The following is a 21075-nucleotide window of genomic DNA, read 5'->3' as shown; positions in this document are numbered from 1 at the left end:
GCGACCATATATGAGCATTGCTCACATATGAAGAGCCGGATCCGTAACAATGCGGAAGACCGCGTACCACTTCAAACGTCGTCGCGGGGCGCTCCTGGGCTGGTGGCGTATGCGGGATCACGGCTTGTGTCTCTCCGCATCCGGCCGGCCTGCTCCCGCCCCGCGACCTGCGGGTGAGCACCCTGTGGCGCCGCGTCGAGCCGTACCACAAGGCAGGCTCCGGCGCCGCGGTCGGTGATGGACACGACTCCGCGGTGCAGGAGGGCGATCTCCCGCACGATCGCCAGCCCGAGACCCGACCCGCCCGAGTCCCTTGCCCGTGCCCAGTCGAGTCGCGTGAAGCGGTCGAACACCGCCTCGCGATGCTCGGGAGGGATGCCCGGCCCGTCGTCGCGCACTTCGAGCAGCGCCACGCCGTCCTCGTTCGCGACGCGCACCTCGACGGTTGAACGGGCATGCCGTACGGCGTTGTCGACCAGGTTGGTGATCAGACGGGCCAGGTGGGCGCGGGAGCCGTTGACCACGACGTCGGGCTCGACGGCCAGTCGGACCCGGACCTCCGGGCGGGGGCGTGGGCGCAGGGACTCCTCCGCGGCCACCTGCCCGAGGTCGACCTCGTCGTCGCGGGGAGGTTCGCCCGCGTCCAGCCGGGCCAGCAGGAGCAGGTCGGCCGCGAGCGACTGCAGCCGCTCCACGTCGGCGAGGGCTTCGGCCGGCTCCCCGCGGGCGGCGAGCTCCAGGCGGGTGCGCAGCGTCGTGATCGGGCTGCGTAGTTCGTGCGCCGCGTCCGCGACGAACCGTTTGTGCTGCTCGACGGCGTTCTCCAGTCGATCCAGGGTGGCGTTGACCGTCCGGGCGAGCGCCGCGATCTCGTCCCGCGTGCTCGGCACCGGGACCCGCTGATGCAGATCGCGGGCGGTGATGTCGGCCAGCTTCGCCTGGATCCCGGACACCGGAACCAGCGCCTTTCCCATGAAATGCCACGTCATCCCGGCGACGAGCAGGAGTAGCACGGGGACCCCGAAGATCAGCAGGAGGTTCAGAGTGCGCAGGGCGTTCTCCGCCGGTTTCAGCGAGGTGCGCGCGGTGACCGTCAGGACGTCGCCGCCGGTCGCGGCGGCTGCGCTGGCCACCGCGTAGCCGGCGGTGTCCCAGCTTGTTCGCGATGGTTCCGTCGAGAGGCTGATCTGGAGGTCGGGGTCCTCGACGGCCGTCGCGCCGCGCTCGGTCGCGGGCGTCGCCGGGCTCACGGTGGCCATCGGAGAGATCACGCTCAGGGCGTCGGCTACCGTCGCGGCTCGCCGCGCGGCGTCCTGTTGCGCGCTCTGCCGGAGGTTGTCGTGCAGCACTGTCCCCAGCACGGCCGATGCCCCGCCGAGGGCGACGGCCACAATGAGGGTGGCCGCGATCGTGGCGCGTACCCGTACCGACAAGCGCACGGGCAGGTGGACCCGCGTCCGGGCCGCCCATCCGGCTCGTCGGCGCATCAGAGCTGCCCGTCCAGCCGGTAGCCGGCGCCGCGCACGGTCACCAGGGACGAGCGGCCGAAAGGAGCGTCGATCTTCCGCCGGAGCGAGCTGATGTAGACCTCGACGATGCTGGGGTCGCCCGTGTACGCGAAGTCCCAGGCCTGTTCGAGCAGCTCCGCCTTGGGGACCACCTCGCCGGCTCGCCGGGCGAGGCCGTGCAGCACGGCGAACTCCTTGGGCGTGAGCGCGATCTCGGTGCCACCGCGACGGCACTTCATCCCGGCCGGATCGATCACGAGGTCGCCCACCGTGAGCGCGACCGGCCGCTCCCTGCCGCCCCGCCGTACGAGCGCGCGCATCCGGGCGAGCAGCACCACGTAGGAGAACGGCTTGGACAGGAAGTCGTCCGCTCCCGTGTCGAGCGCCTCGGCCTCGTCGTACTCGCCGTCCTTCGCGGTCAGCATCATGATCGGCGTCCAGTTCCCGGCCTCGCGTAGGCGGCGGCAGACGGCGTACCCGTTCATGCGCGGCAGCATCACGTCGAGAACGATCGCGTCGTAGGTGTTCTCGGTGGCGAGCCACAGTCCTTCGGCGCCGTCGAGCGCGATGTCGACGGCGAAGCCCTCGCCGGCCAGACCACTTTTCACGAGTTCGGCCAGCCGCCGCTCGTCCTCCACCAACAGCACACGCATGCCTGAAGCATGTACGAGTCCACCTAAAACGAACCTGAAGATCCCTTCGGCCGGCTTCAGCTTCGCTTCAGGTGGCGGCTGGCAGCATCCACCCCTGTCCGATACGGGGCGATCCCGACGGATCGACGATCAAAGGAGATGTGAATGCTCAGCAAGCGCGTACGGCTGGCGCTGTCGGCCGGTGTCCTCGGCGTGGCGCTCACCGCCACGCTCACCGCCGCGGCCAACGCCGACGAGGCCCCGCGTCCCGGGTCCGTCGAGTGCGTGAAGGGCAACGTCACGGTGGCGGAGAAGGACGGCAAGGTCGTCATGACCGTGGACGGCAAGGAGGTCAAGGTAGTTCGCAAGGACGTCACGGGCACGGCCGCCGCCGTGATGACGCCCGCCGAGTCGGTGCCCGCCGAGGCAGTACCGGCCGAGGCAGTACCGGCCGAGGCAGTGCCCGCAGAGTCGATGCCCGCCGAGTTGGTGCCCGCCGAGTCGGTGCCCGCGACATCCGGAGCGTCTGAAAGCGGAACCAGCGCGGGGGACGCCTCGGCCGGCACCTCGGTGGCGGGGGCGGCGGTTGAGTCCACGCCCGCCTTCACCTGCGTCTCCGGCACCGTTACCGAATAGGCGCCCGGCGCATGGCCGTACCGGCTTCCGGTACGGCCATGCGCCCACCGGTCGGCACAAGGTCGGGGCACGTCGCGTCTTCCGCGACCGGGCCGCGCCCATCCGCCTGGTGGGTGCCGTGCCGGCCGAGCAGGCCGACGAGTGGACCGAAGCCCACCGCTCCATGGCCTGGCCTGGCCCAAGGCCAGGCCAGGCGTGATCCCCGGCGGCATACTGAGCCAGGAGCACCTGCCGGAAGCCCTCGCTGCTTAACCAGAGACGGATCACAAGGCGGCAACTCGTACACCAGCTGTGTGGACGTGACCTCAGGAGGTCGGCCACGTGATGACGGGCGCGTTTCGGCCGGCTGTCGATTTCGGCGGTTGTCATCCATCGGACTGATGAGGGCCCGGCATCGGGTCCATGGTCGAAGGAAGGAAGCGTCATGCCGCAGTATCTGGTGCTGATCTACGACGACGAGGCCGTACGGTCAGCGGCGAACCCGGAGGAGTTCGAGCGCCTGATGAAGGCGCACGAGGAGTTCTGCGCCGCCGACGGCGCCGTCATCCGCGGCGGTAACGCTCTTCAGGGGGCGGACACCGCGACCTCGATCCGGCCGGACTCCGCCGGCGGGTTCATCGTCACCGACGGCGCGTTCGCCGAGACCAAGGAGGTTCTGGCCGGCTACTACCTGGTCGAGGTCGCGCACCTGGACGAGGCGCTGGCCGTGGCCAAGCGTGTGCCGGCGCCTTTCGGCGGGGTCGAAGTGCGACCCATCCGAGTGTTCGAGTGATGGACGCCGCCGGGCGCGACCGGGTCGAGGCCGGCCAGGGCGTCCAATGGTCCGACGGTGCTTCGGCCGCCGCCGTGGCCGAGGCGCACCGACGCGAGTGGGCCTTCGTCCTCGCCGCGACGGTGCGCGTCACGCGGGACCTGGATCTGGCCGAGGAGTGCGTGCAGGACGCCTACGCGCAGGCCTTGGCCGCATGGTCCGACCGTGGCGTGCCGGCCAAGCCCGGGGCATGGCTGACCACGGTCGCCCGGCGGCGAGCACTCGAACTGCTGCGCAGGGAGGCGACGATGCGCCGCCGCCTGCCGTACCTGCTCATGGAGCAGATCGAGCCGGGGCCCGGAGACGGTGATGCCCCGGACATCCCTGATGACCGGCTGCGGTTGATCTTCACCTGCTGCCACCCTGCGCTGTCCGTCGAGGCGCAGGTGGCGCTCACGCTGCGGTTGCTGTGCGGGCTCAGTACGGCCGAGGTGGCGCGCGCCTTCCTGGTCGGCGAGGCCACGATGGCGGCGCGGATCACCCGGGCCAAGAAGAAGATCGCCACAGCCGCCATCCCCTACCGGGTACCGGCGACGGACGAGCTGCCGGCTCGCGTGGACGCCGTCCTCACGGTCGTGCACCTGCTGTTCACCACCGGGCACACCGCTCCCGCGGGGGCGGAGCTGATCCGCGGTGACCTGGTCGAGCGCTCGCTCGAACTGGCCCGCCTGCTGCGGACGCTCCTGCCCGACGACGCGGGCGTCGCGGGCCTGCTGGCGCTCATCCTGCTCACCGACGCCCGCCGTGACACTCGGATGGACGCGAACGGACGCCTGCTCCCCTTGCCCGAACAGGAAAGATCCCGGTGGGACCGGCGCGCCATCGACGAGGGCGTCGCACTGGTCAGGCACGCCCTGCGGCACCGGCCACCGGGCCGCTTCGCCCTGATGGCCGCCATCGCGGCCGTCCACGCCGAGGCGCCCGCCTGGCAGGACACCGACTGGGCCGAGATCGTGGCGCTGTACGACCTGCTGGTGCGGCTGTGGCCCTCTCCCGTGGTCGCGCTCAACCGCGCGGTCGCCGTGGGGTTCGCCATCGGCCCCGCCGCCGGCCTGGCCGCGCTCGACGCGCTGGTCGCCGAGCCGCAGCTCGCCGGGTATGCCTATGCCGCCTCCGCTCGCGGCGCGTTCCTGGCTCGTCTCGGCCGCTTCGGGGAAGCCCGCGTGGCCTACGAGGAAGCCCTGCTTCTCACTGAGAACGCCGTGGAACGGGCCTATCTGGCCGCCCGCCTCGAGAATCTGACCGAGAACGAGCCGTCCTGCTGAGAGCCGGACAGGCGCGGTCCCGCACATGTCCGTCTCGGGTGAGCAGGCCCATGTCCAGTGGAGGTCCGCCGGGGGCCGACAGTGGTTCGGCGCCCGCCGGCCAACGCGGAATTCAACGCTCCTGGTCAAGGTGGACGGTCAATTCGAGCGGCGAACGTGGCGATCATTAGGTGATCGTCAAGGTGAGCCTATGGCGGGTGGCAGTCAATTCGCCATGTCAATGAATCGCTGAGGCGAGGCCTGGGGTGCCCGGCCGGCTGCCGGAAAGGAATGCCGCCCGCGACAAGGTCTACGCCGGGATATGGACGGCATGCCGCGACCGCGCCGACCCGGGTATCGCCATTGCTGAATTGAAGTCACAAAACAATATCATTTCGCTGTATAGCGTCGGTATATCACTCCATATTTGACCTGCGGCTGACTCGGGCGCGTCATTTCGCCGACGACGAAAAGGCGGTGCTCGCCGGAGGCGGCGAGGCGTGCCGGGGCCTGCTCGGGTGGTCTCCCGTGGTGCGGCGGCGGCCTGCCGACGTGCTCTGCGGGTGTTCCGTGAGGGGGGTCCGCCGTGCCGTGGGGGAGACGATCCCATAGCGGACAGTGCGCGCCTGATAATCCCCTACGGGCCGTAGCGATTTTCTTCAGGACAGTTAATCGATTTCCGGATGACCGTGGAGGTCGTGGAACGCTTTCTCGTCACTACAACCCACGGCGTCGGCCGTCCCACTAGACGGAAATCTGGTTTATCGGGCACCATGTCCGAATAGATACATTCAGGTAACAAAACCATTTTTGCTCGCTCTTGGGCAGTCGCGTTTGCCACCCTTGCCCTCGTCGACTTAAGCCTCCTTTATGGACATCGCGAGGAGACCCCCAGGTGGTTGGCAAGCTTGACCTGCTCGAACCGGTCCACAAGGCCTTTGAACAGCAGGTAAGACGAACTCCAGGCCGAACAGCGATCATCGCCGGGACGACCCGGACGGTCTACACCGACCTGAACGCCCAGGCCAACCGGATCGCCCACGAGCTCATCGCCCGGGGAGTGGGGCGAGGGTCGACCGTCGGCGTGTGCCTGGACCGCGATGAGAGGCTGATCGCGGCGCTTCTGGCTGTCTGGAAGACCGGCGCCGCCTACGTGCCGCTCGACCCGACCTACCCGGCCGACCGCGTGGAGTTCATCATCGAGGACGCCGGGGTGTCGCACACGGTGACCTCGGCCGCGCTGTCGGAGCGGCTGCCGGAGCGCGGCCTCGTCCTGGTGGAGACCGTCGGCCGGCGCCCCGACCACGATCCGGACCTGCCGAGCGACCCGGCCGACCTGGCGTACATCATGTACACCTCCGGATCGACCGGCCGGCCCAAGGGCGTGTCGATCGAACACAGCAACGTGATGACGCTGCTGCGCTGGGACGCCGACTACTTCACCGCCGAAGAACTGGCCGGATTCCTCGCCTCGACCTCGGTCTGCTTCGATCCGTCCGTTCCCCAGCTCTATCTCCCCCTGCTGTTCGGCGGCACGGTGATCATGGCCGAGAACCCCCTCGCCCTGCACACCCTGCCCGCCAAGGGCGAGGTCACGATGATCAGCGCGGCGGCCTCGGCGCTGACCGCGATGCTGCGGGAGCCGCTGCCCCCGAACGTGCGCACGGTGCTCTCCAGCGGCGAACCGGTGAGCCGCGCGCTGGCCGACCGCGTCTTCGCCAACCCCGGCGTGCGGCGCATGGTCAACCTGTACGGGCCGACCGAGTGCACCGTGCACTGCTGCGCGTCCGAGATCTCCAGAGACGAGACCGGCGAGCCGCCGATCGGCACGCCCTACGCCTGGTCGCAGCTGTCGGTGCGCGGCGGCGACGGCGAGGTGCTCGACGACGGCGCGCTCGGCGAGCTCTGGGTGGCCGGCCCGCTGGTCGGCCGAGGCTACCTGGACCGGCCCGAGCTGACCGCCGAGCGGTTCGTGACCGACGCCGACGGCGTGCGCCACTACCGCACCGGCGACCTGGTCCGCAGGGAGAACGGCGTCTACTTCTACGAAGGCCGGATCGACGACCAGGTGAAGGTCGCGGGCTTCCGCGTCGAACTGGGCGAGGTGCAGGGCAGGCTGGCGCGTCACCCGCTGGTGAACCACGCCGTCGTGCTCGCCCCCAACGACGAGGAGGGGACCCGGCGGCTGGTCGCCTACATCGAGCCGTCCGGCCCGGGCCTCGACGACGGGCGGTTGCGCTCCTGGCTGCGCGAATGGCTGCCCGACTACATGATCCCCTCCAGGTTCGTGTTCCTGGACGCGATCCCGGTGGGTCCCACGGGGAAGGCCGACCGTTCCCGGCTGCCCGCGGTGACCTTCTTCACCGCGCCGGCCTCGTCCGCCGACGGGGGCGGCTCCGCGGCCGAGTACGTCGCCCCCCGGGACGAGACCGAGGAGCGGCTCGCCGCCATCACCGCCGAGGTGCTCGGCGTCGAACGGGTCGGCGTCCACGACCACTTCCTCGACCTCGGCGGGCACTCCCTGGCCGCCGCCAAGATCTGCGCCAGGATCGAGCACACGCTCGGCGTCCACGTGGCGCTGACGACGTTCCTGGCCCGGCCCACCGTCGCCGAGCTGGCGTCGTACCTCGCCGGCGCCGCGCCCACCGCGACGACCCCGCTGACCCGGCACGCGGGCCGCAGCAGCTATCCGCTGACCCCCGGCCACCACGGCATGCACCTGATGCGTGAGGTCAGCCAGAACCTGGGCGCCACCGCGATCGCGTTCCGGCTCGGGCTGCGCGGCCTCACGTCGGCCGAGCCGGTGCGGGCCACCCTGGACGCGATCGTGCGCCGCCACGAGGCGCTCCGTACCGTCGTGGTGGACGGCGTTACGGCGGCGGTCCGGCCGCCGCTGCCCGTGCCGTTCGACGAGCACCGCCCGGCTTCGGAGGACGAGGCGGACGAGCTGCGGCGGGCCGCGGTCGCCCATGGCTTCGACATCGCCGAGGAGTCGCCGCTGCTGCGGGCCACCCTGCTGTGGTCCGGGCCGGACAGCGCGGAGCTGGTGCTCCTCACCGACCACACCGCGTTCGACGGCTGGTCGCTGGGGGTCGTCATGGAGGAGCTTCTCGACGGGCTCGCCCACGGCGGCGACATCCGGTTGCCGGAACCGCGGTTTCAGCTCGGCGACGTCGCGCTGCGCGAGCAGGCGACCACCCTGGACACCGAGGCCCTGCGGGCCTTCTGGGCCGAGGAGCTCGCCGGCGCCGTCCCGCCGTACGAGCTGCTGCCCCGTACGGACGACGGCCTCAGCCGCCTGAACGGTGAGCGGCTGGTACGCGGGATGGACCCGTCGACGGCCGCCCGGGTCGCCGAGCTGGCGGCTGACTGCGGCGCGACCCCGTTCGCCGTCTACCTGACCGTGCTCGGCATGCTGGTCGCCGGGCTGACCGATCGGCGGGACGTCGTCCTCGGCGCGGCCGTGGCGGATCGCGCCGACCCCGGGCTGGAGTCCGTGGTCGGCATGCTGGTCGACGTGGTCCCGGTGCGGCTGCGCCTGGAGGACGGGCTGTCCCTGCGCGAGGCCGTACGGCACGCCGGGGCCGTTACCGTCCGCGCGGTGGACCACCACGCGCTGCCGGGGGCGGAGCGGACCGAGGTCAGTGGCGTGGAGCGCCCGCCCGGCGCGGTGCTGACGCCGGTCACGCTGTCGATCCAGCCGTCGGAGGTGCCGCTCTCCCTGGAGCGCGAGGGCGTGGGCGTGGACCTGATCGGCGAGCTGGACGCCGGCAGCGCTCAGGCGCCGCTGATCGTCTACGTCAACGACACCGCCACCGGGCTCCAGCTTCAGGTCGAGTGGGACGTGGAGTGCCTGGACCGGCCCGGCGCCGAGGTCCTCACCGAGCGCCTGGTCCGGCTGCTGGAGGACGCCCTGGCCCACCCCGATCGGCCGCTGTCGGCGTTCGAGGTCGTCGGCGCCGAGGAGCGGGCGGAACTGCTGGCCGCCGGAACCGGTGTGCCGCTGCCCGACGACGCGCCGCGCACCGTGGTGGACGCCGCGCTGGAGCAGGCCGTACGGCGCCCGCACGCACCGGCGGTCGTCGACGCCGAGGGCGCCCTCACCTACGGCGAGCTCGCCGACTGGGCGCGACGGGTGGCGACGGCGCTCGGCCCGGCCGCCGCGGGGACCTGCGTCGGCGTCTGCCTGCCCCGCGACCGGTACCTCCCGGCGGCGCTGCTGGGCGTGCTGCTCGCCGGCGCCGCCTACGTCCCGCTCGACCCCGGCCACCCGTCCCAGCGGCTCCGGGACCAGGTCGAGGACGCCGGCATCAAGGTGATCGTCGCGGCGGGCGAGGCGCTGGCGGCGGCCGAGCGGCTGGACGCCGCCGTCGTCGACCTCGCCGGGCTGTCGCCGGCGCAAGCCGTACCGGGCCGGGTGGATCCGGCCGACCTCGCGGCGGTGGAACCCGACGGCGTGGCCTACGTCCTCTACACCTCCGGCTCCACCGGCAGGCCCAAGGGAGTCGAGGTCACGCACGCCAACCTCGCGGCGTTCGTCGCCTCGATGACGATCGCCCCCGGGGTCCGGTCCGACGACGTCATGCTCGGGCTGACGCCGTTCTCGTTCGACGTGTTCGGCTTCGACCTGTGGGTGAGCCTGTGCCACGGCCTGCGGCTGGAGCTGCTCGGCCGCGACGACGCGCTCGACGGGCGGGCCGTCGCTCGGCGGATCGAGGAGGCGGGGGTCACCCTGATGACGGCCACCCCGACGAGCCTGCGCATGCTGGTCGCCTCCGGCTGGCGTGGCGGGAACGTGCGCGTGGTCAGCATCGGCGAGGTGCTCGACGCGCCCCTCGCCGGCGACCTGCTGGAGCGGGTGGCCGAGCTGTGGAACGCCTATGGCCCCACCGAGACCACGATCTACTCCACGATGATCCAGGTGACGGCCCCGGTCGGCGACCCGGTGTCGATCGGCACGCCGCTGGCGGGGGAGCGCGCCTACGTGCTCGACCGGGCGGGCCGCATGCTGCCCGCCGGAACCGTCGGTGAGCTGTGGATCGGCGGCGTGGGCGTGGCGATGGGGTACCGGGGGCGGCCCGAGCTGACCGCCGCCGCCTTCACCGAGGACCCGCTGGGCGGGCGCCGGTACCGTACCGGTGACCTGGCCCGCTGGCGGCCGGACGGCACGCTCGGCTTCCTCGGCCGCCGCGACCACCAGGTCAAGGTGCGCGGCCACCGGATCGAGCTCGGCGAGATCGAGGCCGCGCTCCGGGAGAGCGTCGCCGACGCGGCCGTGATCGTGCACGGCGGCGACCACCTGGTCGGCTATCTCGCGGCGCCGGCGGGGACCGACACGGGCGAGCTGGAGCGGCGCCTGAGCTCCCGGCTCCCGGACTACATGATTCCCCGCCGCTGGATGCTCCTGGACGCCCTGCCGCTCACCGCCTCCGGCAAGGTGGACCGGACCGCGCTGCCCGAGCCCGGCGACGACGTCCCGCGGGTGCCGCCGAGCACCGACGCCGAACTGCTGGTCGCCGACGTGTGGGCCGCCGTGCTGAGCCGTTCCGACCTTGGCGCGCACGACGACTTCTTCGCCCTCGGCGGCCACTCCGCCACCGCCGCCCTCGCGGCGGCCCGGCTGAGCGACGCCCTCGGCCTGCGCGTGCCCGTGCGCCTGCTGTTCGAACGTCGGAGGCTCGCGGACTACGCCACGCAGATAGAGGCCCTGCTCCTGGCCGACATGGAGGAGCCCCGGTGACCGAGATCACCGAGGCCCGCAAGAGACACGACACCGCGGTCACGCGACCGACGGAGGAGACCCGATGACCATCAGCGACGAGCGCCAGAGCGCTCTCGCCGCCAGGCTGGCGGCGGCGCGCCGCGCCGCCGCCCAGGCCGCCCCCGCGATCCCCGCCAGAGAGACGGCCGACGGCCCCGCCGCTCTTTCCCCCACCCAGGCCCGGCTGTGGTTCCTCTCCCAGCTCGACGACCTGGCCGCGTACAACGTGCCCGCCGCCGTGCGGCTGCGCGGGCCGCTCGACTCCGACGCGCTGCGAAGCGCCGTACGGGATCTCGCCGACCGGCACGAAGTGCTGCGCAGCCTGGTCACCGACGCCGGCGCCACCCCGGTCGAGGCCGACCGGGTCCCGATCACGGTCGAGGACCTCGACGACCCCGACCGGCTGGAGACGCGGCTGCAGGAGGAACTGGCACGCCCGTTCGCGCTGGACTCCGAACCGCCCACCCGCGCCCTGCTGCTCCGCCTTCCCGGCGGCGAGGAGCACGTGCTGGCGCTGACCGTGCACCACATCGCCTTCGACGCGTGGTCGCGGAACCTCGCACTGTCCGAACTGGCCGCCCTCTACGCGGCACGGCTCGGCCTGGCCGCGCCGCCCGCGCCGCCCCGGGTGCAGTACGCCGACTACGCCGCGTGGCTGGCCGGGCAGCCGGAGGGCGACCTCGCCTGGTGGACCGCACGGCTGGCCGGACTCGAACCCGTCCTGGACCTGCCGGTGGACCGGACGCGACCGTCGATCGCGGACTGGTCGGGCGCCACCATCCCCGTACGGCTGACGGCCGAGCGGACCGCCAGGATCCGGGAGGTCGCCGCCGAGACCGGCTGCACGCCGTTCATGGTGCTGCTGGCCGTGTGGCAGGAACTGCTCGGCCGGATCTCCGGAACCGACGACGTGCCGGTCGGCGTGCCGGAGGCGGGGCGGCTCCACCCCGAGACCGCGCGCATGCTGGGCTGCTTCGTCAACACGCTCGTCCTGCGCGGCGACAGGTCCGGCGAGCCGACCGGCCGCGAGCTGCTGGCCCGGACCAAGGACGCGGCGCTGGACGCGCTCACCCACCGGGACGTGCCCTTCGACCGGATCGTGGAGCACCTGCACCCCGAGCGCAGCCTCGCCGCCACGCCGATCTTCCAGGTGATGCTCAACGTCCTGGAGGACCGCCCCCAGGCGCTGGAGTTCCCCGGCCTGACCGCCGAGCTGATGCAGGCCCCGCTGCGCACCACCAAGTACGACCTCAACCTCGCCTTCGTCAACGACGGCGAGGAGTACGACGGCGAGCTCACCTACCGTACGGACCTGTTCGACGAGCCGACCGCGCGGCGCATGACCGGCTGGTATCTGAACCTGCTGGAGGGCATGCTCGCCGACCTGGACACGCCCGCGGCGGCGGTGCCGCTGGAGCCGGTGAACGGGCCGATCGTCGCGGGCACCCGGATGGGCATGGACCTGACCCGCCCGCTGCACGCGGTCATCGGTGACCGGGTCCGGCACACGCCGGAGGCGGTCGCGGCGGTGGACGCCACCGGCTCGCTGACCTACGGGGAAGTGGACCGGCTGGCCAACCGCCTGGCCCACCACCTTGTGGCGGCCGGGGTACGGCCCGACGAGCCGGTCGGCGTGCTCGTCGACCGGCACCGCGGCCTGGTCCCCGCGCTCCTTGGCGTGCTGCGGGCCGGCGGCGCCTACATGCCGATGGAACCCGCCTACCCCGACGACCGTCTCGCGTACATGATGGAGACGGCTGGCGCGCGCGTGGTGCTGGCCGACCCCGAGCACGCCGCCCGGGTCCCCGGCGCGCTGATCCTGCCCGATCTCCTGGCCGACGGGCCCGACGACCCCCTGGACGTCGACGTCACCCCCGGCCACCTGGTCCACGTGATCTTCACGTCCGGCTCCACCGGGCGGCCCAAGGGGGCCGGGATCGAGCATCGGTCGGCGATGCACTACCTGCACGGTGTCGCGGAACTGGTGCCCGACACCTACGCCTCCTACGGCGTGGTCTCCACGATCGCCTCCGACCTGGTCATGACCTGCCTGTACGGCGCGCTCATCCGGGGCGCCGCGGTCCACCTGGTGGACCAGGACGCGGCCACCGACCCGGAGGCGTACGCCGCCTACCTCGAGGCGCATCCGCTCGACGTCATCAAGATGGTGCCCAGCCACCTTGAGCTGCTCGCCGCCCACGGCGACCTGGCCCGGATGCTGCCGCGCCGGCTGCTGATCCTCGCCGGTGAGGCGACGTCGTGGGAGCTGGCCGCGCGCATCCGCGCCGCCCGCCCGGATCTGGAGGTGCAGATCCACTGCGGGCCGACGGAGACGATGGTCTCGGTCCTCGGCGGCCGGCTGCCCGACACGCCGTCGGGGTCCGGGTCGGTCCCGCTGGGCCGCCCGCTGCCCGGTGTCGACTGCTACGTCGTCGACCCGGGGGGACGCCCGCTGCCCGCCGGCGTGCCGGGTGACCTGTGGGTCGCCGGCCCGAGCCTGGCCCGCGGCTATCTGAACCGGCCCGACCTGACCGCCGATCGGTTCGTCCCCGATCCGGTGACGGGGACCAGCCGCTGCTACCGGACCGGCGACCGGGTCCGGCTCAACTCCGCCGGGCTGGTGGAGTTCCTCGGCCGGGTCGACGACCAGGTCAAGATCAGGGGCTTCCGGGTGGAGCTGGGCGAGGTGAAGGCCGCCCTGCAGGAGCAGCCCGGGGTCCGGGAGGCGGCGGTGCTGCCGGTCGGCGAGGGCCGCTCGCGGCGGCTGGCCGCCTGGCTCGCGCCGGCCTCCGTGGACGTCGCCGAGATCCGCGCGGGACTGCGTGATCGGCTGCCCGACTACATGGTCCCGAACGCGATCGTCGTCCTCGACGAGCTGCCGCTCACCCCGCTGGGCAAGGTCGACCGGGCCCGCCTGCCGGTCCCCGAGGCGACGCCCGCCGGAGAGCGGGTCGCGCCGAGCACGCCCACCGAGCAGCGGATCGCCGCGGTGTGGGCCGGCATCCTCGACGTGGACGCCGACGACTTCGGCGTCGACGACGACTTCTTCGCCCTGGGCGGCGACTCCTTCCGCGCGGTACGCGCCGTCCGCGAGATCGATCCGGCGCTGCGGGTGATCGACCTGTTCACCCGGCCCACGATCCGTGAGCTGGCCGCCCACGTTGACGGCGGCGGCGAGGCCGCGGCCGGGCTGCTGCACCGCCTGGCCGGTCCGCGCACGGCCACCCGCACCGTCGTCTGCCTGCCCTACGGCGGCGGATCGGCCGCCGCCTACCAGCCGCTCGCCGCCGAGCTGAGCCGTACCTCGCCCGGCACGGCGGTGCTCGCCGTCGAGCTGCCCGGCCACGACCCGGCCCGGCCGGACGAGGACATGCTCCCGATGCCGGAGCTGACCGAACGGCTCGTGGCCGAGCTGGCGGACGTGTCCGGCCCGATCGCGCTGTACGGCCACTGCGTCGGCTCGGCCGCCGCGACCGAGCTGGCGCTGCGGCTGGAAGCGTCCGGGAAGCAGGTCGCCGGCGTCTTCGTCGGCGGCAGCTTCCCCGACGCGCGGCTGCCCGGACGGCTGTCGGCCTGGTGGAACAAGAAGTTCCCCGCGCACCGCTGGGCCAACGACCGCGTCCAGCGGGACTTCCTGCGGACCCTCGGCGCGCTCGACGACGACTTCGGCGACACCGAGATCATGCTGCGCGGCCTGCGGCACGACGTCAGTGAGGCCCAGGCGTGGTTCGGCGGCCGCCTCGACTCGTCCGCCGATCAACGCAGGCTCACGGCGCCGCTGGTGTGCGTGATCGGCGAGCGCGACCGCGCGACCGAGCTCTACCAGGAGCGCTACCGCGAGTGGGGGGCGTTCGCCGAGCGGGTCGGGCTGGCCACGATCCCGCGGGCCGGTCACTACTTCCTCAAGCACCAGGCCGAGACCCTGGCCCGGCTGATCGAGGAGCACCTGGACCGCTGGGCCGGCGGCGACCTGCCCGAGCCGGTCGCAGAGGTCGAGGTCTCCGGTCAGAGCGCCCGGCGGGACCTGCGCCGCTTCTACACGGTCGCGGCCGGCCAGACCGTCTCACTCCTCGGCGCGGCGCTGACCTCGTTCGCGCTGGGCGTGTGGGCCTACCAGGAAAACGGCCGCGTACTCGACTACGCCGTCGTCACCATGCTCGCCCTGCTGCCGTCGATGCTGGGGGCGCCGCTGGGCGGCGCGGTCGCCGACCGCGTGGATCGGCGGCTTGTCATGCTGGTGTGCGACGGCGTCTCCGCCGTGGCCACCGCGGCCCTGGTGATCCTGTTGTGGCTGGGACGGCTGGAAGTCTGGCAGGTGGGCATCATCGCCGGGCTGCTGTCGCTGGTGTCGGCCTTCCACCGGCCCGCCTACCTGGCGGCGGTGGCGCAGCTGGTGCCCAAGCCGTACCTCATGCAGGCCAACGCGCTGGCGAACCTCGGCACCGGCCTGGGCATGCTCATCGGCCCGCTGGGCGGCGCCGCGCTCATCACGATGATCGGGCTGCACGGCGTGGTGGCCGTGAACATCGTCACCTTCCTCGCCGGGCTCGGCACGCTGCTGCTGGTGCGCTTCCCCGACCGGCTGTTCCACCGCCTGGAGGAGTCCTTCGGGCAGGCCATCATCGGCGGCTGGCGCTTCCTCGTCCGGCGCCGCCCGCTGATGATCATGATCGGGTTCTTCGTCGTGATGAACTACCTGAACATGCTCGGGCTGGCCGTGACGGTGCCCACGGTGCTGTCGTTCAGCGACGTCGCCGGCGTGGGCACGGTCACCGCGATGCAGGGCCTGGGCGCGGTGATCGGCTCCCTCGTCATGGTGTTCTGGGGCGGCACCGAACGGCGCGCGATCGGCATGGTCGGCTTCGTGATCGGTTTCGGGGCCGGGGTGCTGCTCGTCGGGTTGCGGCCCTCACTCATGCTGGCCGCCTTCGGCGGGCTGATGTCGTGGGTGTTCCTCAGCGTGCTGAACGCGCACTGGCTCGCCCTCATCCAGCTCAAGGTCGGCCTGGAGTTGCAGGGCCGGGTGCTGGCCACCAACCAGATGCTCGCGGTGTCGATGACGCCGCTGGCGTTCCTCACCGCGCCGCTGCTGGCGGACGACGTCTTCGGCCCACTGCTCGTCCAGGGTGGCCCGCTCGCGGACACCGTGATCGGCGACATCGTCGGGGTCGGGCCGGGGCGCGGCGTCGGGCTGCTGCTGGCCGTCTGCGGCGGGTTGCTGATGCTCTGGGGCGCGCTGGGGCTCTGGTACCGGCCGCTGCGGCTCATGGAGGACGCGCTGCCCGACGCGGTGGCGGGCGCCGAGATCGCCGACGATCTGGACGCCGTCCAGGTCGAGGCCGACGCCGCCCTGCTGGAGGGGGCCGGTCAAGCCCGGTGAACCACGCGTGTCCACCCCGGCTTCCGGCTCCTTGGTAAGGAGCCGGGAGCCGGGGGCGCTCTACGCCTTGCCCCGTCGGCGCACGACGGCCAGGACGACGGTCACGCCCAGCCCCATCAGAAAGCAGGCCACCCCGACCCAGAACCTCTGCTCAGGCTGATACCACTGCGGGGGAAGCTCCACCCCTTCGGGCGTGTGAATGGCGTACAGCGGCTTCGGCTCTATCCACGCCACAAGAGCGAGTACCCAAGCGACCGCCGCGCTCAAGAAGAAGACGATGGGAATCCCGTACCACAGGGCACTCGATCTGGGCAGTGGCCGCTGGGCGCGTCGTCCGGACATGACTCACGATAACCAGACAGGCACACGCTCCACGCTTACCCGGAGGCGACGACAGCGGGCCCGAAGACGGCCCACTCCTCTTCCAGCTCGGGCATAACGCGGGCCGGGCGGACCTTGTCCTCCAGGATCTGCTGTCGCCGGGGCGCAGTCAGATGGCCTCACCCAACTGTTCGGCCAGCCGCTCCAGGCCGCCCCTGATGAGCTGTCCGTACTCGTCGTCACCAAGCGCGCCGATCTCGGCCCGTGCCTGCTGGAGGTGCTCACGGGCGCGGCCGAAATCGCCCAGCTTGCGATAGCACTCACTCAAGTTCAGGTGAAGCGACGGATACAAGCCGGCCACCGAAAGTGGCACCCCGGCTTGGGCCACCCGCTCATCGGTGATGAGTTCGACGGCGGCAAGCGCTCGCAGATCCCACATCAGCTCCTGGTGCACGTCGTCCTGCACGTCGGCCATCGAGTGGGCAAGGACGCAAACGTGCAACGGGTCGCCTTGCTCACCGCCGATGTCATCCCAGATCTGCGCGAACAAGTCGCGTGCGGCCGCACGCTGACCTTGGTGGTGATGCAACTCCACCCCCTGGCCGATCCGCGTCATCGTCGGGTCGGTGGTCATGAGCAGCTCCTTCACCGTCGCGGGCGATCGCGGTCAGCCTACTTGCCTGACGTGCCTTAACGACCTTCAAGCTTCTGACCGGCTGGTTCGCTTGACAACCCCGGATAGCCATCGAGCCGGCCACCGCGCATTCGGCGACGAGGACCGCCCCGGCACCGGCGCCTCAGTCACAATGGTGCGGAGTCGAGGGGGATCGGGCGGAACATGTCCGGCTCGTCCTCGGGGGTCAGCGCCGTGGGACCGAAGATCCAGTCGACGAATGCGTAGTCGTGGACGCCGCGGTCGCGCAGCAGGGCGTTGCGTTGTAGCCTCCGGACGCCCTCGAGGTGCCACAGCTCGCCCCACGCCCGGGCGGTGGTGACAACCCGGCGGCAGTGCTCGGGCCGTACCGCCTCGTAGGCGGCGAGCACCCTGTCCCAGTCCACGCCCGAGCCGTCCTCGGTGCGCTGGGCGCGCTGGGCGGCGACGTGCTCGCCGAGCACCCAGCCGTCCTCGATCGCCATGATCGCCCCCTGTGCCATGTACTGCAGGGGCGGGTGCGCGGCGTCGCCGAGCAACGCGATCCGGCCGGTCACCCAGGTCGTGATCGGGTCACGGTCGTACATCCGCCACCAGCGGTCGCGCCACATCAGCGGCAACCCCTTCTGGACCTGGTCGCAGGTTCCCGCGAACGCCGCGTCCAGCTCGTCGGGGGTTCCCCAGTCGTCCTCACCGGCCAGCGCCTTCGGCGACTCGAACACGGCGACCTGGTTGAACGTCTCTCCGCCTCGCAGCGGGTACTGCACGAAGTGGCAACGCGGGCCGACGTACACGACGACGTCTTTCTCGTGGATGTCGTTGCCGGTGACCTTCTCGAACGGCACGGCGCCGCGGTAGGCGACGTACGCCGAGTTCACCGGCTCGTCCCCGACCAGCAGCTCGCGGGCGACCGAGTGCAGTCCGTCGGCGGCGATCACGACCTCCGCCTCGTCGGCGCCGCCGTCGGCGAAACGGACTCGGGCGGCGCCGTCGATGTTCTCGTACCGCGTGCAGTGGGCGTCGGTCAGGAGCTCGACGCCCGCCCGGTCACAGGCGCGGAGCAGGATTCCGTGCAGGTCGCTGCGGTGGATCACGAGGTAGGGGTGGCCGTAACGGCGTTCGACGTCGCGGAGGTCGAGCCGGGTCAGCTCGCCGGCGTCCACGGCGTCCTTCATGACCATGGTCTCCGGCAGCACGCCGAGGGCGGTCGCCTCTTTGAGAAGCCCGTAGTGGTCCAGGATGCGGGTGCAGTTCGGCGCGAGCTGGAGGCCCGCGCCGACCTCGCCGAACGCGGGCGCCTGCTCGTACACCCGGACCCGCAGGCCCCGGCGGGTCAGGGCGAGCGCGGCGGAGAGGCCGCCGATGCCGCCCCCGATGACGATCACGTCGGTACGGGTGGAGGGAGAGGTGCCCATGGGATCGGTCCTTCTCGTCACAGCCACGGAGGCAGGGTCGGTGGGAGGCCGTCGTCGGCGGCGGTCACTCCGCTCGCCGGGCGTCCGGCCAGGTAGGCGGTCACGTCGGCCAGGGACCCCTTGACGTCGGGCACCGCGTCGCGGCCCCGCTTGGCGCGGATGTCCTCCTGCAGCTCCCGCAGGAAGTCGCCGGGAAGGTCGGCGAAGGTGAGCCCGGCCGCGAGGTCCACGGCGTGCACCATCACCTCCCGGCCGCGCATCCACGGGGTCTCGCTCGCCGGCACGGTACGGCCCTGCGCGGTCACCACCTCGGCCCGCCATGCCTCCTCGGGCAGCGCCGTCATCGCGGCGGCCAGGGTCGCGGCCGACTCGCCGAACCACCGGGTCAGCTCGTCCGCGCCCAGCCGGGAGCCCCGCTCGATCCCTGCGGCGCGCTCCTCCGGCGAGGCGTACATCGGGGTCGGCTCGCCGGTGCGCGCCCAGCGGACCAGGTTGCCGATCGCCTCGGCGTTCGCCGCCAGGTGCGCCACGACATGCTTGCGCGTCCAGCCCGGCAGCGCCGACGGGGCACCGTACTCCTGCTCGGAGAGGCCGGCGATCGCCGACGCGCACAGCCGGGTCCCCGTGTCGACCCACGCGAGCGTGGTGGCGAGGTCGCGTGCCATCACGCGCCCTCGGGGACGACGCGGTTCTCGAGCCGGCCGAGCCCCTCGATCTCGGTCACGACACGCTCGCCGCCCTTGAGGAAGACCGGCGGCTTGCGGGCGTGGCCGACGCCGCCCGGCGTGCCGGTCGCGATCACGTCGCCCGGGTTGAGCCGCACCATCGTCGAGACGTAGCGGACCAGGTGGACCGGGTCGAAGAGCAGATCGCCGGTGTTGTCGGACTGCATCACCCGGCCGTCGACCTCGCAGCGGATGTCGAGCGCCGGCCGCGGGCCGGTCTCGTCCGCGGTGACGAGGTACGGGCCGATCGGGGTGGTCGAGTCCCAGTTCTTGCCCTGCAGCCACTCCCGGGTCCGGAACTGCCAGTCGCGGCAGGTGATGTCGTTGAGCACGGTGAACCCGGCGATCGCGGCGACCGCCTGCTCCTCGTCCGCCCGGCGCACCTGCCGGCCGATGACCACGGCGAGCTCGGCCTCCCAGTCGAACTGCTCGGTCTCCACCGGGCGCCGGATGTCGTCGGTGGCGCCGATGAGGGTGTCGGCGAACTTGCAGAAGAGGGTCGGGTACTCCGGAAGGTCGCGGCCCATCTCCTTGATGTGGTTCTGGTAGTTCAGCCCGACGCAGACGACCTTGCTCGGCCGCGGCACGACCGGGGCGAGGTCGGCTCCGGCGAGCGGGTGCCGCGCGCCGTCGGCCGCGGCGGCCGCCGCGAGACCGTCGGGCGCGGCCAGCACCGCGCCGACGTCGGGCCGCCCCACCTCGACGAGCTGGTCGCCCTCGACGCGGACGGCGGCGGTGCGGTGGTCATCCAGGCGGATGGTGGCGAGCTTCATCGGTTGCCCTTCTCGGTGTGGCTGCGGAACAGGTTGAGCGTGGTGAAGATCGGGGCATCGCTGAACTGGAACAGGTCGAGCGCGCCCGAGTCGGAGTCGGACGCCGACGCCTCCGAGCGGATCGACAGCGGCTGCCAGGACGGGACGACGAAGAGGTCGCCGCGGGTCACCGTCCAGGAGTGGTCGCCGACGGTGACCCGGCCGGCCCCGTCGAAGACCTGGTAGACCGACGAGCCGGTCTCCCGGTGCGGCGCGGTCTCCGTGCCCGCCGTGATCCGGTGGAACTGCGCCCGGATCGTCGGGAGCACGTCGCCGGCGGTCGTCGGGTTGGTGTAGCGGACCAGGGCGTGACCCGGCTCGACCGTGCCTCCGTGTCCCTCCCGCTCCAGCGCGAGCTGGTCGGTCAGCGCGGCGTCGGTGTCGGCCCAGCGGTAGCACAGCAGGGGAGTGCCCTCGCGGCGACCGAGCTGCGAGACCGGCGCCAGGCCGGGGTGTCCCCAGAGCCGCTCCGAGCGGGAACGATCGGGGGTGGCGTGCTCCTCTTCGGTGAGAGTCTCCCGGCCGAAGTCGAAGAACTGCCCCTCGACGTCGTACTGGAACGGGATGTCGAGCCCGTCGATCCAGGCCATCGGTGTGCTCGCCGCGTTGTGGTGGGCGTGCCAGTGCAGGCCGGGCTGGGGGAGGAAGTCGCCCCGGCGCATCGGCACCGGGTCGCGCTCGACCACGGTCCAGACGCCCTCGCCCTCGACGACGAAGCGGAACGCGTTCTGGCTGTGGCGGTGCTCGGGCGCGTCCTCGCCCGGCATCAGGTACTGGATCGCGGCCCACAGGGTCGGCGTCGCGTACGGCTTGCCGCCCAGGCTCGGGTTGGCCAATGCGATCGCGCGGCGCTCGCCGCCGCGGCCGACCGGAACCAGCTTCCCGGCCCGGCCGGCGAGTTCGAGCAGCCCGCTCCACTCCCAGCGGTGCGGCTGCGCGCCGGAGCGCGGGTGCGGCGGCATCAGGTCGCCGATCTCGGTCCACAGCGGGACGAGCAGCGCCTTTTCGAAGCCCCGGTAGAGGTCCTCGAGCTCGGGGCTGACGGGAGGCTGGCCGGGCCGATCCTCGGCGGTGAGCTTGACCGGCGACCTGACGGCGTTCACATCGGGCATGTCCTCGACTATCCGCCGAGGCGGTGAATCGAGAACAGAGGATTCTGCATAGCGGAATAGGCTGTG

At 72.1% G+C, this 21075-nt stretch carries 13 protein-coding genes; 5 read left to right on the top strand and 8 right to left on the bottom strand.

Annotation, left to right across the window (positions count from 1 at the left end):
• Nucleotides 1-71: 71 nt before the first annotated feature.
• Nucleotides 72-1487: a sensor histidine kinase gene (locus AWQ71_RS17685; protein ID WP_067134523.1), complete on the bottom strand. Its 1416-nt coding sequence runs from the start codon at nt 1485-1487 to the stop codon at nt 72-74.
• Nucleotides 1487-2161: a response regulator transcription factor gene (locus AWQ71_RS17680; RefSeq protein WP_067134519.1), complete on the bottom strand. Its 675-nt coding sequence runs from the start codon at nt 2159-2161 to the stop codon at nt 1487-1489. Before AWQ71_RS17680 ends, AWQ71_RS17685 begins: the two co-directional genes overlap by 1 nt.
• Before the next feature lie 144 nt (nt 2162-2305).
• On the opposite strand from AWQ71_RS17680, the gene AWQ71_RS41690 reads away from it, so the two are divergent.
• From AWQ71_RS41690 to AWQ71_RS17655, 5 genes are all read left to right on the top strand, one after another.
• Entirely contained in the window at nt 2306-2776 is a 471-nt protein-coding gene (locus AWQ71_RS41690; RefSeq protein ID WP_067134518.1) for an RAD23 family protein, read from the top strand.
• Nucleotides 2777-3200: 424 nt separating this feature from the next.
• Nucleotides 3201-3548: a YciI family protein gene (locus AWQ71_RS17670; protein WP_067134516.1), complete on the top strand. Its 348-nt coding sequence runs from the start codon at nt 3201-3203 to the stop codon at nt 3546-3548.
• On the top strand, nt 3548-4852 hold the full coding sequence (locus tag AWQ71_RS17665) for an RNA polymerase sigma factor (protein WP_067134514.1): 1305 nt from the start codon (nt 3548-3550) through the stop codon (nt 4850-4852). The genes AWQ71_RS17670 and AWQ71_RS17665 overlap by 1 nt, the downstream gene beginning before the upstream one ends.
• 874 nt (nt 4853-5726) lie before the next feature.
• The gene (locus AWQ71_RS17660) at nt 5727-10571 is read left to right on the top strand and encodes a non-ribosomal peptide synthetase (protein ID WP_067134512.1); all 4845 of its coding nucleotides are present in this window, start codon (nt 5727-5729) and stop codon (nt 10569-10571) included.
• Between the two features lie 64 nt (nt 10572-10635).
• Complete coding sequence (locus tag AWQ71_RS17655) at nt 10636-15972, top strand: non-ribosomal peptide synthetase/MFS transporter (RefSeq protein ID WP_067134510.1); 5337 nt, start codon at nt 10636-10638, stop codon at nt 15970-15972.
• 60 nt (nt 15973-16032) lie between these two features.
• Here AWQ71_RS17655 and AWQ71_RS43275 read toward each other — a convergent pair whose 3' ends face one another.
• From AWQ71_RS43275 to AWQ71_RS17625, 6 genes are all read right to left on the bottom strand, one after another.
• Nucleotides 16033-16314 (bottom strand): hypothetical protein, encoded by a 282-nt coding sequence (locus AWQ71_RS43275; protein WP_067134508.1) that lies wholly within the window; start codon nt 16312-16314, stop codon nt 16033-16035.
• 148 nt (nt 16315-16462) lie between these two features.
• Entirely contained in the window at nt 16463-16927 is a 465-nt protein-coding gene (locus tag AWQ71_RS17645; protein ID WP_067134507.1) for a tetratricopeptide repeat protein, read from the bottom strand.
• 167 nt (nt 16928-17094) lie between these two features.
• A complete protein-coding gene (locus tag AWQ71_RS17640; protein ID WP_245658344.1) occupies nt 17095-18360 on the bottom strand; it encodes an FAD-dependent oxidoreductase in 1266 nt (421 codons plus the stop codon).
• A gap of 17 nt (nt 18361-18377) precedes the next feature.
• A complete protein-coding gene (locus tag AWQ71_RS17635) occupies nt 18378-19025 on the bottom strand; it encodes a maleylpyruvate isomerase family mycothiol-dependent enzyme (protein WP_067134505.1) in 648 nt (215 codons plus the stop codon).
• Nucleotides 19025-19858: a fumarylacetoacetate hydrolase family protein gene (locus AWQ71_RS17630; RefSeq protein ID WP_067134503.1), complete on the bottom strand. Its 834-nt coding sequence runs from the start codon at nt 19856-19858 to the stop codon at nt 19025-19027. Before AWQ71_RS17630 ends, AWQ71_RS17635 begins: the two co-directional genes overlap by 1 nt.
• Nucleotides 19855-21009: a cupin domain-containing protein gene (locus AWQ71_RS17625; RefSeq protein WP_067134500.1), complete on the bottom strand. Its 1155-nt coding sequence runs from the start codon at nt 21007-21009 to the stop codon at nt 19855-19857. Before AWQ71_RS17625 ends, AWQ71_RS17630 begins: the two co-directional genes overlap by 4 nt.
• Nucleotides 21010-21075: the final 66 nt, after the last annotated feature.

This window comes from Microtetraspora malaysiensis, from assembly GCF_001528665.1.
Classification (GTDB): Bacteria; Actinomycetota; Actinomycetes; order Streptosporangiales; family Streptosporangiaceae; genus Microtetraspora_A; species Microtetraspora_A malaysiensis.
The sequence above is the reverse complement of the archived record's forward strand: the minus strand, read 5'-3'. Positions and strand labels throughout refer to the sequence as shown.

Excerpts from the sequence above, each read along its gene's own strand:
- AWQ71_RS17685 (WP_067134523.1), bottom strand. The coding sequence starts at position 1,487 with ATGCGCCGACGAGCCGGATGGGCGGCCCGGACGCGGGTCCACCTGCCC.
- AWQ71_RS17680 (WP_067134519.1), bottom strand. The coding sequence starts at position 2,161 with ATGCGTGTGCTGTTGGTGGAGGACGAGCGGCGGCTGGCCGAACTCGTG.
- AWQ71_RS41690 (WP_067134518.1), top strand. The coding sequence starts at position 2,306 with ATGCTCAGCAAGCGCGTACGGCTGGCGCTGTCGGCCGGTGTCCTCGGC.
- AWQ71_RS17670 (WP_067134516.1), top strand. The coding sequence starts at position 3,201 with ATGCCGCAGTATCTGGTGCTGATCTACGACGACGAGGCCGTACGGTCA.
- AWQ71_RS17665 (WP_067134514.1), top strand. The coding sequence starts at position 3,548 with ATGGACGCCGCCGGGCGCGACCGGGTCGAGGCCGGCCAGGGCGTCCAA.
- AWQ71_RS17655 (WP_067134510.1), top strand. The coding sequence starts at position 10,636 with ATGACCATCAGCGACGAGCGCCAGAGCGCTCTCGCCGCCAGGCTGGCG.
- AWQ71_RS43275 (WP_067134508.1), bottom strand. The coding sequence starts at position 16,314 with ATGTCCGGACGACGCGCCCAGCGGCCACTGCCCAGATCGAGTGCCCTG.
- AWQ71_RS17645 (WP_067134507.1), bottom strand. The coding sequence starts at position 16,927 with ATGACCACCGACCCGACGATGACGCGGATCGGCCAGGGGGTGGAGTTG.
- AWQ71_RS17640 (WP_245658344.1), bottom strand. The coding sequence starts at position 18,360 with ATGGGCACCTCTCCCTCCACCCGTACCGACGTGATCGTCATCGGGGGC.
- AWQ71_RS17635 (WP_067134505.1), bottom strand. The coding sequence starts at position 19,025 with ATGGCACGCGACCTCGCCACCACGCTCGCGTGGGTCGACACGGGGACC.
- AWQ71_RS17630 (WP_067134503.1), bottom strand. The coding sequence starts at position 19,858 with ATGAAGCTCGCCACCATCCGCCTGGATGACCACCGCACCGCCGCCGTC.
- AWQ71_RS17625 (WP_067134500.1), bottom strand. The coding sequence starts at position 21,009 with ATGCCCGATGTGAACGCCGTCAGGTCGCCGGTCAAGCTCACCGCCGAG.